The sequence below is a fragment of the Paenibacillus sp. IHBB 10380 genome (assembly GCF_000949425.1).
Taxonomy (GTDB): Bacteria; Bacillota; Bacilli; order Paenibacillales; family Paenibacillaceae; genus Paenibacillus_AQ.
The window spans coordinates 521,982-537,992 of sequence record NZ_CP010976.1 but is presented as its reverse complement, the minus strand read 5'-3'; the positions used below and the strand labels follow the sequence as shown (position 1 = coordinate 537,992).

The window sequence follows — 16,011 nt, the reverse complement described above, 5'->3', positions numbered from 1 at the left end:
AGGCAAACTCTCCCTAATCAAACGCGACACTCATACAGATAACGGCTGCAACCGGCTTATTCTACCCTATCAATATGCACATAAATGCACGTAGGCTCAAATAGGCAACTCCAGGGTGACTTTCACTAGTCTGCATCCAACGGAATCTCTCAGCGCTGCAATTCCGCTCTCTGATGGGCATTCTAACTACTCTTCCCGTTCACAGTTTCTTATTAAATACTCTACTCCATAATAACTTGCTAGATGTTCTTAGTCAACTTCTCAATATTACGAAGAACCCCGTACATCAATAATGTACGGGGTTCTTCGCCAAATAAGAGGCCAATCCAACAATCATGGAATATAAAGTACTTGCCCCTCTTCAATCGTCTGCTCTGACAAGCGGTTGTACAGAAGTAGCTCACGTGAGCTCATCTGATATCGATCTGCAATCATATCAATCGTCTCTTCCTTTTGTACGATACATAACCGAACCTTACTAAATGGGCTTTTCTCTGCTGAGCTTCCCAAGAAAAGGCTTTTCCATTGGACATCCTCAACCGCCGCTTTATCCAGTTCAATCTCTTCTGCTAATTGTTGCACTTCCTGAGCTTGCTGCTCTAAGTCTCTCATAGAACGACTAGATGACAGAATAGACGACAACCCAAAGTTCTCTTTCGCTTCCGCTGTGAGCTGTTGCTTACTCCCTACAGCGATCCGCACCTCCGATTTCTCATCATTTGACTCAGTAGATGCGATTCCTGGCGTGCTTGCAAAAGAATGATCACTTTCTTCTGAGTTATCGTTCTCTAGTGAATGTACGGATATGCCACCATAAAGGTTCTCTCCACTCACTTCTGCATCCACTAAATTCATGTCGATTTCAGGATATATCAATTCCGTCTCATCTTCGGGTTCGAAATGCCACACATTAGATACTTGCTTAGACCTATCAGCATCAATGAATTGATTCTCCGTATGTAATACGGATGTGTCAGGTACGTCCTCATTTGCCCAGTGCTCAGGAACAGAGACCGCGCTCTCTTTTACCTCATCAGCATATTTCAGTTCTTCTGACTGCTCTAAGAGGGTGTTGTTTTGTGAGGCAGATTGAGCAGTTGCATCCTGTTCTACAGACCAATCTGGAGCGTGCACAACCGTAAACTCCTCGGCATCCCATGCTGCTCGATCATTAGGTGGAGCCTCAATCCCGCGTAATGAAAGAACACCTGTAATGTTAAGACTCCGCGTAGATAGAAGATCGATGTCAAAATTCTCAATCTCTACAGCGATTTCATCAATCGAAGTAACGCGGCTCAAAGGAACAGTAATTTCAACAGGAATAAAGTGTTCCAAACGTTGAGTCACGTCCTCTTCACCTTCTCCCCTATACAAACCGTTCAGAAGTAAATGACCCCTTAGCGTAGCTTGGTCTTCTTGACTGATCACCTGAATATGCGGAAGTAATTCAATCTCCTCTAGTTCTGCAATTCCTGCAACATTGTCCGATAGTTGTATACGTTCATAAATATCAAAGCGCAAACCGTAGGACTGGTCAAACACAGTTAACGTCCTCCTTTTTGGCATATTCTTATAACCATGAGTCTACTCACGGCATGAGCCCAATATTGTTAACTCATTTTATTTATATGCTATAAAAAGGAGAGCATGACTCTTTTAACGTTATCCTTTTACGCTCTTAAAAGATTGTGTAATTTGCGCATATCTTCAGGCCACGGATCCTCAATCTCGATATATTCTTTGGTTAATGGATGGGTAAAAGCTAACCTTTCACCATGTAGCGACTGTCTTGTCATTAAAGTAGTATTGCCACCATACAATACATCCCCAATGAGCGGATGCCCCACATGACTTAAGTGGACACGAATTTGATGCGTTCTTCCTGTCTCCAGTCTAAGACGAACAAGACTTGCTTCCTTGAATAGTTCCTCTAGCTGAACATGTGTAATCGCTGACTGCCCTGTGGGCGAAATACGACGACGCTGTGCATGATGTCTATCTTTACCAATGGCAAGATCTATCAAAGATAAATTCTGTTTAACGTTTCCTTGTACGAAAGCAACATATTTACGGTCGATTCTCTTATCTCGCATATTCTCATCCAGCTTTAATTGAGCCCATTCATTCTTAGCATAAAGCACAGGACCTGTTGTATCCTGATCCAATCGATGAATATGCTTTACTGTCACTTCTTGACCCGTAGCCTGATAATGTGCGGCCACAACATGATCAAGCGTGACCAACCCTACACGACCATCGGGGTGAATAGACATCCCTGCCGGCTTGTGTACAACTAAGCAAAAATCATCCTCATACAGAACCCCAAGGTCCTGCCAAACAGGTTCAACTCCTAGAAGCTGAGGTGAAAAAAGATGTATTTGTATCCTGTCGCCTTTCCATTGAATCTTCTTCTCATGTTTAAGACGATTTAGCAGCTTCTCAGGCATCTCTGCTGTATGAAGTAACCACTCCAATACAGCCGTGTCAGCGTTCTCTGCACTTGAGATGGCTTTACCTGGAATCAACTCCAGCCATTCCCCTCGCCGGTTCGCATTCGCTAGATGACTCAAAGGCTTTCGAGAGCCTTATAATTGGCCGCAATCGTCATATCAATATCCTCAACACTATGAGCAGCTGACACAAACATTCCTTCGAACTGAGAAGGCGCTACACTAACACCATTTTGGACCATAGCGGCAAAATAACGACGGAAGTGATCCGTATTGCAATTCTTAGCTATATCGAAGTTAATAACGTCGCTATCTGTAAAGAATGGACATACCATCGAACCTACACGGTTAATGGTGATCGGGACTCCTATCTTCTGAGCATTGCTCTCTAATCCGGCCTGCAAGCGCGCAGCACGCACTTCTAATTGCTCATACACTTCTGGTGTAAGCAACTTAAGCGTCGTATATCCTGCAATCATAGCCAAAGGATTACCACTAAGTGTCCCGGCTTGATAAATAGGTCCCGTTGGCGATATTTGCTCCATGATCTCTCTTTTGCCACCATAAGCCCCTACAGGTAGACCTCCGCCAATAACCTTACCAAGGCAAGTCAAATCTGGCGTAATTCCGAACAGTCCCTGTGCACAGTTCATATCGACACGGAATCCCGTCATCACTTCATCAAAGATTAATAAGGAACCGTACTGACTAGTGATATCACGTAACCCTTGTAAAAACCCAGGTAAAGGAGGTACAACCCCCATATTTCCGGCTATAGGTTCAACGATAACGCAAGCTAGCTCTTCTCCAAAGCGTTCAAATGCCACCTTAACAGATTCTAGATCGTTATAAGGAACAGTGATCGTGTTCGTTGCCACACCTTCAGGTACACCAGGACTGTCTGGCAATCCAAGCGTTGCAACGCCGGATCCTGCTTTGATAAGAAGACTATCTGCATGTCCATGATAAGAACCTTCAAATTTCAAAATTTTACTTCTTCCCGTATAACCACGTGATAAACGGATCGCGCTCATTGTCGCTTCAGTACCTGAACTGACCATTCTAACAATATCAATGGACGGAACACGTTCACAGACTAGCTTCGCCATTTCCGTCTCAATTAAGGTAGGTGCACCGAAACTTGTGCCATTCAAGGCTGTCTCACGAATCGCTGAGATAACCTCAGGATGAGCATGTCCCATAATTAAGGGCCCCCAAGAGCAGACGTAATCTATGAAACTATTTCCGTCTATATCATAAATGGTTGAGCCTTCACCGCGCTCAACATAGATGGGCGTTAACCCAACACTTTTAAACGCACGTACGGGGCTATTCACTCCACCTGGAATATATTGTTTAGCTTCTTCAAAAGCTGTTCGCGAAGCCTCTTCCTTACGAATACCAGAACCATTGCTCATTCTCAACACTCCTATCATCTCTAAGTAAATTTATCGTTCAAGTAACCAGCGAGCTGAATCTTTAGCAAAATATGTGATGATGATATCTGCTCCTGCACGCTTCATTCCTGTCAACATTTCTTGCACAATCGCTTTCTCGTTAATCCACCCCTGTAGCGCCGCAGCCTTAACCATGGAGTACTCACCACTAACATTATAAGCAACTAATGGCAGATCGAATTGATCTTTGATCATACGCATGACATCTAAATAAGCGAGCGCAGGCTTAACCATTAACATATCGGCACCTTCAAGTACGTCTGATTCCGCTTCTCTAAGCGCTTCTCTGACATTCGCAGGGTCCATTTGATAGGTTTTGCGATCTCCAAATTGAGGAGCTGAGTCTGCGGCTTCACGAAACGGACCATAGAACGCAGAAGCATATTTAACCGAATAAGACATAATGGGAACATTTAGAAATCCCGCTTCATCCAACCCACTACGTATGGCTTGTACGAATCCATCCATCATGTTAGAAGGTGCAATAATATCTGCCCCTGCTCTTGCTTGAGATACAGCCGTCTGCACAAGTAAAGTAAGGGACTCATCATTCAGCACATCTCCATGAATGTGACCTTCATGTTCAAATGTATGAACCATCCCACAGTGTCCGTGGTCCGTAAATTCACATAGGCAAGTATCTGCAATCACTAATAGCTCTGGGTACCATGATTTAATTAATCTTGTTGCTTCTTGCACAATACCATCTTCAGCAAACGCAGAAGAACCGATACTATCTTTTGTTTCCGGTATACCGAATAACAGCACTGCTGGAATCCCTAAAGCTGCAATTTCGTCAACTTCAGTCTTTAAAGTATCCAACGAGAAATGATATACCCCAGGCATCGAGGAAATTTCATTTCTAACATTTGTTCCATAAGTCACAAAGATAGGTTGTACTAAATCTTGCACATTCAGAACCGTTTCGCGAACCATATTACGTATGCCAACGGATTGACGTAAACGACGGTGACGCATAATGGGAAAACTCATATTTATAGCCTCCTAAATATTCATGCCTGTAAAGACATCTATTGTTGCTTCATTTCCTTGTTGTATGAATTCAAAACTAGCTCAAAAATGCTAACTTATGATTAAAAGTTAGCGTAAGCATGCGTATTGTTGTTCCAGCGGCACAAAGCTTGAACTAAACTGCTAAGCGTCGCTTCCTCTGCAATCATTCCAACAGAGAGACCTGCTTCCTTAGCCGTCCGAGCTGTAATTTCTCCAATACATGCCGTTTCGATACCTTCGAGTTGCTGTAATGGATCTTCAATTCCCATCCTCTTCATAATCTCCAACAAATACGTCACTGTAGAAGAACTTGTAAAGGTTACCGCATGTATTCTGCGTTCCTCAAACATCCTCAGCAACTCATCATCATCTTCACCACTGATAACCGTCTGGTAGGTCACTGCTTCCGTTACTTCGAGCCCCATTTCTGTGAGCTTCTCTGGTAGCCACGTACGCCCTCTATTTCCTCTAGGTAGGAGCACCCTCTGCCCAGCCTCTAATCGATGGGTTAACATCTCCACCATCCCCTCAGCCTGAAAGCGTTCAGGAAGTGATTCTGGAATGATTCCTCTCGATTTAAGAGATTCAGCAGTTGCAGGACCAACGGCAACCACTCTCGCTCGATGTAACGCACGAACATCACATTGCTGTTCCATCAAGTGTTGAAAGAAGAAATCTACACCGTTGGTGCTCGTGAAGAAGATCCAATCGTATTGATCCAATTGCGAGAAAGCATTCTCTATGCCTAATATATCTTGAGGATCTGTAGATTTAACGATCTCAATAACAGGGAATTCGTACGGCTCCCCACCCAGTTCTTCAATCATACTCACGAGTTCACTCGCCTGAGAACGGGACCGAGTAACAAGAATTCTTTTACCAAACAGAGGAAGGAATTCTGCCCACATGAGCTGCTCACGTTGCAATACAACATCTCCAACAACAATAACAGCTGGTGGCTTGAAATCAGCAGCTAACACCTTCTCTTCAATGTCCGAAAGAGTACCTATAAGTGTCTCCTGCTCTGCACGTGTACCCCATCGTACGAGTGCCACCGGTGTCGTAGCTGGTCTACCATGAGCGATCAATTGCTGACTAATGTACCCAATCTTAGCCACACCCATCATAAAAATTAGTGTTCCCGTTGCATTCGTAAGTTTATCCCAATGAATAGACTGATCTAGCTTATCTTGACTTTCATGTCCTGTGATAATAGATACTGAAGAAGCCATGTCTCGATGAGTGACTGGAATCCCTGCGTAGGCCGGAACACTGATAGCTGAGGTGATCCCAGGAATGATCTCATAAAAAATACCATTCTTTCGAAGTAGATCCGCTTCCTCACCTACACGCCCGAAGATCGTAGGATCTCCACCCTTAAGTCTAGTAACAATCTTTCCCTCTAATGCTAAGTCAACCAACAACTGATTAATCTCTTCTTGCTTCATGGTATGACGATCTGAAAGCTTACCCACATATACTTTTTCTGCGCCTAATTTCATTGACTTCAACAATTGAGGATTAGCAAGACGATCGTAGACAACTACATCTGCCTTCTTGATACATTGCAATCCTTTGACCGTGATCAATCTTGCATCTCCAGGCCCCGCACCTACCAAATATACTTTCCCTACCATCTAAATCAGCCCCTCACCTGTGCCAATATCTTCTCTGCTCCCTGAGATATTAGCTTGTCTGCTACAGCTTGACCCAATTTCTCAGGATCATCTCCAAGTAGTGTTTCTTTCAGAATGAGGTCTCCATCTGGCGATCCCACCATCCCTGTCAATTGTATCGTGTTTGCTGCACCTTGTGAGTGATCTGATACACTTTGAACCCATGTTGCATGAGCTCCAATAGGGACTTGACATCCGCCATTTAGCACACTTAGAAATTTACGTTCTGCCGCTACTGTCAGTGAAGTCAACTCATCGTTATATAGGGCAAGAAGCTTACGTAGCTCCACATCGTCTTCTCTGCACTCAATGCCTAACGCGCCTTGACCTACTGCTGGAAGACAATCCTCTACTGAAATGTAAGACGTCATCCGATCTTCCCATCCCATACGATAGAGTCCCGCTGCTGCCAGTATAATCGCATCGAATTCGCCACTCTCTAGCTTTCGTAGCCGTGAATCAATATTTCCACGTATAGGCTCTAACTGTAGATCTGGGCGGTATGCTTTAAGCTGGCTAGACCTGCGCAAACTACTTGTTCCCACCTTTGCACCTTGTGGAAGATCTTCTAGACTCAGACCTTCACGAGATATGAAGCAATCACGACTATCCGCACGGCGGGGAACAGCACCGTTGATTAAACCTTCCGGCAACTCTGAAGGCATATCCTTCATACTATGTACGGCTATATCAATCTCTCGATCAAGCATCGCCTGCTCGATTTCCTTAACGAACAACCCTTTACCACCAATTTTTGAAAGTGTCACATCCAGAATAAGATCACCTTTGGTCACTATTCTTTTAACCTCAAAATCAAAATGAAACCCATGCGTAGCACACAGCTTCTCTAAATCATGAATGACTTGTCCTGTTTGCGTTAACGCTAGCGCACTTTGTCTACTACCCACTACAATGGTCCGCATGACACTATTCCTCCTCATTATTCTCAATCCATGTTTGTATATCTGCCTGACTCCATTCCACATATCTCCCATGCTGTATATCATCAAGAATATGACATTGAATCAATTTCTTTAAGAGCTTATGTCTTTGTGCAGGAGATGCTACTGCTCGTTTAATTTCTGTACGTAGGCTATATAGGAAATCAAGATAGGTTTCATATTCTTCTCCGAATTGTTCCTCTAGAAGGGAACAGATATGAACGGCTGCTGCCGGCCCTGCTCCTTCCGTTGATACAGCAATTGTAAGCCGCCCGCGCTTTATTACGGCTGGATTCATGAATGTGCTTGCAGCAGAATCACTTGCTACATTCACTGGAATTCCTTTATCGCTAGCTTCCTTTGCGATCTCTACGTTTACTCTTTCGTTGTGTGTAGTAGCATGAACTAGCGAATATCCATCTGTGTCATCAGACTCAAAGTTTCTACGTATCCAATGGATCTTCCCGCTCTCGTAAAGCTCTAACAATTTCTTTGTGAGCTCAGAGCTGATAATCGTCACTTTGGCCTTAGCATCAAGGAGACGGATCGCCTTGCGTTCAGCGACTGTTCCTCCCCCCACAATGAGACAAAGCCGATCTTCACAATCCAGCATAATAGGCAAATAAGTAGCCATTATTGGGTCACGCTCCCATCCATATAGATTGAACTAAAAACAAACCCTCATATTCTTATTTTCTTTAGAAATAATTGAACTTGTGGGCGCAAACTTTAGTTCAATCTATCCATCAGTGAAAATTAGACCCCAAGTTAAACAAAAAATTAAACATAATAAAAGCGTACCCAATTAATGCCCATTTTGCCATCGTTGTCCCAGAGTTCTGTTTAGAACTTCTCTTAATAAAATAATATATAAATATACTTAAACCTACAAATGTCGATAATACTTTTAAATCAAGAAATAAAATAAATCGACCTTCAGCAATAATGGACACCACAGCTACAAGGAGCGAGACACTCAGGATCGGCGTCCCTGCTAGCATGCCATAATAGGAGTATTTATCCATCATCTCAAGACTCGGCAAGCGTCTTACCGTATCATTCCACTTTTTGTATTTGAGCTTCCTGTGTAGAAATAAATACATTGTAGCGAATACAGCTGCTACCGTAAATGCTGCAAAACTTAGATTAGCAAGAACAATGTGAAATATTAATAATCCGTGTACCGCTTCCCAACTCGGTAGCAGACTATCACTTACAGGGTACCATTGACTGAGTACCATCACACAAAACCCAATAACACTAAGTAATAATACGGCAAACTCTGCCCGTCTAAAAAAGCTCATACAAAGTGATGAAGTGACTAAACTAAAAGAAAATATAAACAAAAAATCATAAACAGTAAACAACGGCAGCCTACCTTCCTGCCAACTACTCATACCAAGCGTAACCGATTGGATTAGCCATACAACGATAAGAAGCCCTGTGCCCATCCGCTTGGCACTCAGATTGCGTCGTATGCAATCTAAGAAAAAAAACAGAAGGCTCAGGGCATAAATATAAATACCTGCATCATAAATTCCACTAAGTAGTATCATGCCTCTCACCGTCCTTACAGACCTGCTGGCGTCAACGACTTATTGTAGGTGAGGGGAGAGATCACCTCTGAATACTTACTCCCTATACTTGACACTTCGCGTTTAGATTCTTTGAGTTCCTTGTCATTCTGACCTTCTGACCCATCACCCATCTGATCTTCAAGAGCAAATATTTGAGTAAAGAAATCCAGTGCTTCATTTCCTTGATTACCGCCTGTCAATTCCTTGATTCGGTTAATCGGATCATGCATCATCTGATTCACGACACTCTTCGTTAAGCGTCGAATCACTTTACGCTGATGGTCATCCAGTTCTGGTAGCTTATTGAACAAACTCTCCATTGTTTCTTCATGAATCATGGAAGACTTTTCCTGCAAGGCGCGAATGGCGGGTCTAACGCCTAATGTCTTCAACCAATGATAGAACACGTCCATTTCTTCCTTGATCATGACTTCTATTTTGGCAGATTCGGTACGCCGCATTTCAAGATTGCTCTCTACAATGCCTTCCAAATCATCAATATCATATAAAAATACATTAGGTTGATCCCCAATCGCTGGATCTATATCTCGAGGTACTGCAATATCAATAAGGAAAAGTGGACGAGCTTGACGACTCTTCATGCTCTCTCTAACCTGTGATGCCTTAAGAACATATTCCTCGGCCCCGGTGGAACTTATGATAATATCAACCTCATGCAAACGTTCGATAGCCTTCTCAATCGTACACGGAGTACCATTAAATTTCTGCGCGAGCTCGTTAGCCCGTGAAAGTGTTCGATTCGCGACGATGACTTCGTCTGCTCCATTAGCATACAAATGCTTCACCGTAAGCTCACTCATCTTCCCTGCTCCCAGAATAAGCACTTTCTTATCCGTGAACATACCAAAAATACGCTTACCTAATTCTACCGCTGCATAACTAACTGACACAGCACTCTCTCCAATAGAAGTTTCGGAATGCGCTCGTTTTCCTAAAGTAACCGCTTGTTTGAACAGCATATTAAACCAAGAAGCCGTGGCCTTGTTGACTTGAGCTTCTATAAAAGCATTACGAACCTGACCCAAAATTTGTGTCTCTCCAATAACCATGGAGTCCAAGCTACAAGTTACCCGAAAAAGATGGGAAATCGCTTGTTTATCTTCATAAATATATAGATGTTGAGTAAACTCTTCGCGCGGAATGCCAAACCATTGCTCCATGAAGCTACGTATAAAATAGCCACACATGTGAAGCCGATCTACGACCACATAAATTTCTGTACGGTTGCAGGTTGCAACAATGACTCCTTCCAACACGCTCTTGGTCAGCTTCAATTGGTGCAGTGCTTCCGGCAAGTCCTTATCAGCGAAACTAAATCGTTCCCTCACTTCAACAGGTGCCGTGCGATAATTCAACCCTACAACAACGATGTGCATTACGATGTCACCTGCCTTAATTATGATAAATATCCGAGTATGATGTTTGGACAAGGATAAACGACTTCGACGTCCTATAAGGGCAACCATCGTTTACCGATGAAATATGAAAGTTTATACTTTCAAACATTTCAAATAAATCATCATTCATAAAATCTATATGTTAACTATATCACAATCACTAAACGTAACCTGTCGATTTTATGACATGTTTATGAACCCAAATAGACATACCCTTAGTCTTGGTTGGAACTACAATTAGTATACCACGTTATGACCCTGAGAGAAGACTATCTAAATTTTCATCTATCTGCTTTATATGATCTGCTTGAGAGGATGCTATTCTATCGTTGTGATCTAGAAGTAAACTATATACTGGGAGCAGTTCTGCGAAGTTTGTGCTGTATTGCGTTAGCAGATCACGTTCACTGTCTGTAAGTGGACGATTACCACCGATCTGCCATTTCGTGATCCTATCGAGCAATTGTTCCAGCGCAGATAAGGATTGTAAGTGACCCTTACCGTAAGTCCTAACCATCCGTTCATGACTATAATGAGCCGAATACGCTGCAAGCTTTAAAGCGTTGAGATCCTCAGTATAACTGACCTGAAGTGCATCCATTAGTGAAGTGTTCAGCACTTCCATTTGGAAATAAGTGACTTCAAAGAGCATCTTACCTGCATCTTCTTGCGTCGCAGTGGGTCTGACCATTCGGTAACCCTCATATACTACAAACGCGACTAACACGATAAGTACACATAAAAACAACCTATCTTTACCTTTTCTTCTACTCAATTTCCACGCCCCCTGTTACATTCATAGCATTAGTACAGCTATCTATATAGAATGAATTAAAGTTTACACCTCGTCTTTAGTTCATTCTATCTATAACAGTGTATGGGAGTGTAAAAAAACAAATAACCATGGACTTCTCCATGGTTATTGTATATAAAAAATTACGTTGTTATACGAGTTCTGCTTGTTTCATTACTGGAGTTTCTACAGTAATTTCTCCTAAGCCACGAACAAGTTTCTTAGCATAAGTTTTGTCAGGTTTAAGCACTGATACTAGATAATCAACAGCTAATTGTGGATCTACTGTTTCGCCGCAGGTGTAACAATCAATTGCTGCAAAACCTCTTTCAGGGTAAGTATGAATCGATAAGTGACTTTCTGACAACAACACTAGCACAGTAGCGCCTTGTGGTTCAAATTGCTTGGATTGTACGGACATCACCGTTGCTCCGCATGCTTCCGCGGCTTCCACCATTTGAGATTGTAAAAATTCAGCATTGTTCAGTAGTCGGAAATCGACTCCCCAAGTATCTACAGCAACGTGTCTTCCGAAAGTTGAGTATTCTTCCATCTCTCGGTTTCCCCCTTCCTAGGAATAAAATGTTTGAAAAATTTCATCCGCTAGGACCTACGTCATTCACTTCTCGAGGGATAAATCTCTCGTAACATAATGTCCTGAGTGAATCCTGGTTCCTATTTATTCTTTTCAACGAGATTAAAAATAACATCTATCGATATGAAATGCAATACTTTTTTTGGAATTTCTAAAATTTAATTAATTTATACTGCTTATACTAAAAATTCAGGGGCAAAACTTATACTTTCAGAAAGGATTTCCACTGATTACAATTGAGCCTATAAAAAAGGAACCCTTCTCTATGACAGAAAAGAGTTCCTTTGATTTAGAACAGCTTATGCTTCTAAAATAAACAACTTATTACTATGCAATCGTAGCATTTCGTCTATGTTAGTCATATCTTCATTGCTCACAGCTTTGTTGCGTTGGTCTAGCCAAAAGTTAATATCTCTGTATAATAGCGATATCTCGTTCTCTACTTTAGTGCATTGATATAACTGTTCCAAATCACTTACCGTGTTCTTATATTCATATACCAAGCGAGAACCCTTAGGTGTAATTTCAGAAATTCTTCTGACTGAGCCTTGTTCATAATAATACATCATTGTGAATCCTTGATAAATACGGTTCACCATTCCGTCCCCTTTGAAAGTAACGAAAAGTTTACGCACCGCATTCGTCAATCGAGGGTTCACCAAGCGGCATGATAACTCACAGACGTATACGCCATCCTTACATACAATAGGTAAATGAACTTCCTCCCCATTCACGTCTTCGAGTACAATTTCTTGTTCTCCACTACCTATCACTTTCACCAAAGAATGTACATGGTAGCTTTCCGCAGAATGCAGAAATTGTTTCATTTGAAGTTCTGTTAACTGTACAGTGGCTTTTACATATTCTGTGGCTAACCGCTGAGCCATAAAAATCTCCCCAATTCTTTTTAACAATCCTAATCTTAAGTATTATTATACAGCACAAATCAAAATCATTTCTCGTTAACAAACCGATGATTTTCCACCATATTTCATAAAATACCGGATTAATCTGGATTGTATAGCAAAATTCTTATAGGATGCTCACTTTCCTGCCTGTAAAACGTTGAAATGCTACATCATGCATCGAAAAAATAGAGATGGCTCACACTTCAGCATCCAATTCCTCTTCATCTTCATCTTTGCTATTTGTGTGCGATAGAATAATGCTCCACAATTCATCTTTACCCAATCCTGTGTCAGATGAAAACAATACTAGAGGATGATCCACACGCAGACTTAAACATTCTTTCATCTGCTTAATTTGCTTCGCCCAACGACTTCGTGGAATTTTATCCGCTTTGGTAGCTACGACACATATGGGAAGATCATAATGCGATACCCAGTCATACATGATAACGTCATCCTTAGAGGGCGGGTGACGCAAATCCACAACTAATAAGAGTAGCTTTAACGGTTCGCGCTCTAGTAGATACTTTTCAATCATTGCACCCCAAGCTAGTCTCTGCACTTTGGATACTTTAGCGAATCCATAACCCGGGAAATCCACGAAATATACTTCATCATTAATACGATAATAGTTTAATTGTTGCGTTTTACCTGGTGTAGAGCTTGTACGCGCTAGATTTTTACGATTAATCATTTTGTTGATTAAGGATGACTTACCCACATTGGAACGCCCTGCCAGAGCAATCTCTGGCAAGGCGTCCTCCGGGTATTGATCAGGGCTAACCGCACTAATCACAAACTCGGATTTAGTTACTTTCATAGTTATATTTCCTCTCTATTGCACTTTCGTTTGTTCCACAAGCGCATGTTGCAATACTTGATCCATATGAGCTACAGGAACAAATTCCACTTCATTCTTTATGCTATCAGGAATATCACGTAAATCCCGTTCATTATCCTTAGGAAGGAGTATCTTCTTGTAACCTGCTCGGTGAGCAGCAAGAGACTTTTCCTTCAGTCCGCCAATAGGCAATACACGTCCGCGCAATGTTATTTCACCTGTCATGGCCACGTCTTTAGATACAGCTCTCTTCGTCAAAGCAGAAACTAACGCTGTCGCAATCGTAATTCCAGCGGACGGACCATCCTTAGGTATGGCCCCTTCAGGAATATGGATATGAATATCATTCTTCTCATGGAAATCAGTAGCAATACCCAAATCATCAGCTTTAGTACGTATGTAACTAAATGCTGCCTGTGCAGACTCCTTCATGACATCACCCAATTGTCCTGTCAAAATTAGTTTGCCTGTACCTGGGACAACTGTCACTTCAATCATGAGTGTTTCTCCACCCACCTCTGTCCAAGCAAGGCCAGTCACTGTACCAATCTGATCTTCCAAATCTGCAATACCATGACGGAATCTAGCGATCCCCAAATAATCCTTTATCATATCAGGTTCGATCATAATGTTCAATTGTTCATTGGAAACAATTTTCTTAGCCGCTTTACGGCACAGTGCAGCAATCTGTTGTTCCAAATTCCGAACTCCAGACTCCCGTGTGTATTCACGTATAACTACAAGTAGAGCCTCTTCATTTACTTGTAATTGCTCAGGCTCAAGTCCATGACCGCTTAGTTGCTTAGGTAGTAAATATCGCTTCGCAATTTGCAACTTCTCGAGCTCCGTATAACCAGCAATATTAAGAATTTCCATCCGGTCCAATAAAGGACGTGGAATATTATGGATGGCATTTGCAGTGGTAATAAACATGACTTGAGATAAGTCAAAAGGCGTTTCAATGAAATGATCACTAAATGTGTTGTTCTGTTCTGGATCAAGCACTTCAAGCAATGCTGAAGAAGGGTCACCTCGGAAATCAGACGCCATTTTATCAATTTCATCCAGTAAAAACACAGGATTTAGTGTCCCTGCCGATTTCATTCCTTGAATAATACGCCCTGGCATTGCTCCTACGTAGGTTCTACGATGCCCACGAATCTCCGCTTCATCACGTACACCACCAAGCGAAATTCGCACAAACTTACGATCTAATGATCTTGCTATAGATCTAGCCAGTGACGTTTTTCCGACTCCTGGAGGACCGACCAAGCATAGAATAGGGCCCTTCATTTTCTTAACAAGTTTCTGTACTGCTAAGTATTCAAGCACTCGTTCCTTAGGTTTCTCAAGGCCGTAATGATCTTCGTCCAACACGTCTTCTGCCTTCTTAATATCAAGATCATCCTCTGTCTTGTTCGACCAAGGTAAACTTAATAACCAATCCACATAATTGCGGATCACGCCACCTTCGGCTGAACTTGTTGGCATTTTTTCCAGACGATCAATTTCCTTCTCGAGCTTTTCTTTGACTTTCTCCGGTAGCTCTTGACTATCCATTTGCTCTCGAAGTTCATCTACTTCACCAGCTCTGCCTTCCTTTTCACCAAGTTCTTTCTGAATAGCCTTCATTTGCTCCCGTAGATAATATTCCTTCTGGGTCTTCTCCATCTGCTTCTTAACCCGTTGGCTTATTTTACGTTCTAATTCCAGCACTTCACGTTCATTATTAAGAATATCTAGTAGCTTCTCCAGTCGTTTACGGACATCAACTGTCTCTAGAATCTCTTGTTTTTCCTTAATCTTCAAAGCCAGATGGCTCGTAATAACATCAGATAAGCGACCCGGTTCCTCAATATCTGATACCGCCGCCAATGTCTCTGGTGTAACTTTCTTAGACAAATTAATATAATGTTCGAATTGGGTAAGTACTGTGCGCATTAATGCGTCTACCTCAGGATCATCTGTCTCCTGCTCAGGAAGTTCCATGGCCACTACTTCGTAATATTCCTCATTGTCTGTATAATGAAGAATTTCAGCCCGTTCCATTCCTTCCACAAGTACTCGAATCGTCCCATTCGGCAGTTTCAACATCTGTCTTACATTTGCTACTGTACCTATCCTAAATATATCTTCTTGTGTTGGTTCTTCAATGTTCACTTCAGATTGAGAACAAAGGAGAATCAAACTATCTTCCACCATTGCTTTTTCCAAAGCCTTGACTGATTTCTCGCGACCCACATCCAGGTGTAACACCATACTTGGGTAAACAAGAAGTCCTCTCAAAGGCAGTAAAGGAAAACGACGACCTTTAGGTTTACTAGCCCCCATCGCTTTCGCA

At 42.1% G+C, this 16,011-nt stretch carries 14 protein-coding genes and 1 other annotated feature (1 of these 15 cut by a window edge); all 14 genes read right to left on the bottom strand.

The window, feature by feature from the left end; translation table 11 throughout:
- Nucleotides 1–212 (bottom strand) — a binding site (T-box leader); it reaches 53 nt to the left of the window's first position.
- 121 nt (nt 213–333) lie between these two features.
- Entirely contained in the window at nt 334–1,542 is a 1,209-nt protein-coding gene (locus tag UB51_RS02225) for a LysM peptidoglycan-binding domain-containing protein (RefSeq protein ID WP_052675733.1), read from the bottom strand.
- A gap of 128 nt (nt 1,543–1,670) precedes the next feature.
- The gene (locus UB51_RS02220; RefSeq protein ID WP_044875885.1) at nt 1,671–2,570 is read right to left on the bottom strand and encodes an RluA family pseudouridine synthase; all 900 of its coding nucleotides are present in this window, start codon (nt 2,568–2,570) and stop codon (nt 1,671–1,673) included.
- Entirely contained in the window at nt 2,567–3,868 is a 1,302-nt protein-coding gene (gene hemL / locus UB51_RS02215) for a glutamate-1-semialdehyde 2,1-aminomutase (RefSeq protein ID WP_044875884.1), read from the bottom strand. The genes UB51_RS02220 and hemL overlap by 4 nt, the downstream gene beginning before the upstream one ends.
- 30 nt (nt 3,869–3,898) lie before the next feature.
- The gene (gene hemB / locus UB51_RS02210; protein ID WP_044875883.1) at nt 3,899–4,900 is read right to left on the bottom strand and encodes a porphobilinogen synthase; all 1,002 of its coding nucleotides are present in this window, start codon (nt 4,898–4,900) and stop codon (nt 3,899–3,901) included.
- A gap of 101 nt (nt 4,901–5,001) precedes the next feature.
- On the bottom strand, nt 5,002–6,558 hold the full coding sequence (gene cobA / locus UB51_RS02205) for a uroporphyrinogen-III C-methyltransferase (protein ID WP_044875882.1): 1,557 nt from the start codon (nt 6,556–6,558) through the stop codon (nt 5,002–5,004).
- Nucleotides 6,559–6,563: 5 nt separating this feature from the next.
- Nucleotides 6,564–7,520, bottom strand: coding sequence for a hydroxymethylbilane synthase (gene hemC, locus UB51_RS02200; RefSeq protein ID WP_044875881.1), 957 nt, complete (start codon nt 7,518–7,520; stop codon nt 6,564–6,566).
- 4 nt (nt 7,521–7,524) lie between these two features.
- Complete coding sequence (locus UB51_RS02195) at nt 7,525–8,172, bottom strand: precorrin-2 dehydrogenase/sirohydrochlorin ferrochelatase family protein (RefSeq protein WP_044875880.1); 648 nt, start codon at nt 8,170–8,172, stop codon at nt 7,525–7,527.
- Nucleotides 8,173–8,284: 112 nt separating this feature from the next.
- On the bottom strand, nt 8,285–9,094 hold the full coding sequence (ccsA, locus tag UB51_RS02190) for a cytochrome c biogenesis protein CcsA (RefSeq protein WP_044875879.1): 810 nt from the start codon (nt 9,092–9,094) through the stop codon (nt 8,285–8,287).
- A 14-nt stretch (nt 9,095–9,108) separates the two neighbouring features.
- The gene (gene hemA / locus UB51_RS02185; RefSeq protein WP_044875878.1) at nt 9,109–10,512 is read right to left on the bottom strand and encodes a glutamyl-tRNA reductase; all 1,404 of its coding nucleotides are present in this window, start codon (nt 10,510–10,512) and stop codon (nt 9,109–9,111) included.
- A gap of 271 nt (nt 10,513–10,783) precedes the next feature.
- Complete coding sequence (locus tag UB51_RS02180) at nt 10,784–11,308, bottom strand: hypothetical protein (RefSeq protein ID WP_044875877.1); 525 nt, start codon at nt 11,306–11,308, stop codon at nt 10,784–10,786.
- A gap of 169 nt (nt 11,309–11,477) precedes the next feature.
- Nucleotides 11,478–11,879, bottom strand: coding sequence for an adenosylmethionine decarboxylase (gene speD, locus UB51_RS02175; RefSeq protein ID WP_044875876.1), 402 nt, complete (start codon nt 11,877–11,879; stop codon nt 11,478–11,480).
- Nucleotides 11,880–12,220: 341 nt separating this feature from the next.
- Nucleotides 12,221–12,808 (bottom strand): hypothetical protein, encoded by a 588-nt coding sequence (locus UB51_RS02170; protein ID WP_044875875.1) that lies wholly within the window; start codon nt 12,806–12,808, stop codon nt 12,221–12,223.
- A gap of 217 nt (nt 12,809–13,025) precedes the next feature.
- Complete coding sequence (gene yihA, locus UB51_RS02165; protein ID WP_044875874.1) at nt 13,026–13,649, bottom strand: ribosome biogenesis GTP-binding protein YihA/YsxC; 624 nt, start codon at nt 13,647–13,649, stop codon at nt 13,026–13,028.
- 15 nt (nt 13,650–13,664) lie between these two features.
- Complete coding sequence (gene lon, locus UB51_RS02160; RefSeq protein WP_044875873.1) at nt 13,665–16,001, bottom strand: endopeptidase La; 2,337 nt, start codon at nt 15,999–16,001, stop codon at nt 13,665–13,667.
- Nucleotides 16,002–16,011 lie beyond the last annotated feature (10 nt).

Excerpts from the sequence above, each read along its gene's own strand:
- hemL (WP_044875884.1), bottom strand. The coding sequence starts at position 3,868 with ATGAGCAATGGTTCTGGTATTCGTAAGGAAGAGGCTTCGCGAACAGCT.
- hemB (WP_044875883.1), bottom strand. The coding sequence starts at position 4,900 with ATGAGTTTTCCCATTATGCGTCACCGTCGTTTACGTCAATCCGTTGGC.
- cobA (WP_044875882.1), bottom strand. The coding sequence starts at position 6,558 with ATGGTAGGGAAAGTATATTTGGTAGGTGCGGGGCCTGGAGATGCAAGA.
- hemC (WP_044875881.1), bottom strand. The coding sequence starts at position 7,520 with ATGCGGACCATTGTAGTGGGTAGTAGACAAAGTGCGCTAGCGTTAACG.
- UB51_RS02195 (WP_044875880.1), bottom strand. The coding sequence starts at position 8,172 with ATGGCTACTTATTTGCCTATTATGCTGGATTGTGAAGATCGGCTTTGT.
- ccsA (WP_044875879.1), bottom strand. The coding sequence starts at position 9,094 with ATGATACTACTTAGTGGAATTTATGATGCAGGTATTTATATTTATGCC.
- hemA (WP_044875878.1), bottom strand. The coding sequence starts at position 10,512 with ATGCACATCGTTGTTGTAGGGTTGAATTATCGCACGGCACCTGTTGAA.
- speD (WP_044875876.1), bottom strand. The coding sequence starts at position 11,879 with ATGGAAGAATACTCAACTTTCGGAAGACACGTTGCTGTAGATACTTGG.
- UB51_RS02170 (WP_044875875.1), bottom strand. The coding sequence starts at position 12,808 with ATGGCTCAGCGGTTAGCCACAGAATATGTAAAAGCCACTGTACAGTTA.
- yihA (WP_044875874.1), bottom strand. The coding sequence starts at position 13,649 with ATGAAAGTAACTAAATCCGAGTTTGTGATTAGTGCGGTTAGCCCTGAT.
- lon (WP_044875873.1), bottom strand. The coding sequence starts at position 16,001 with ATGGGGGCTAGTAAACCTAAAGGTCGTCGTTTTCCTTTACTGCCTTTG.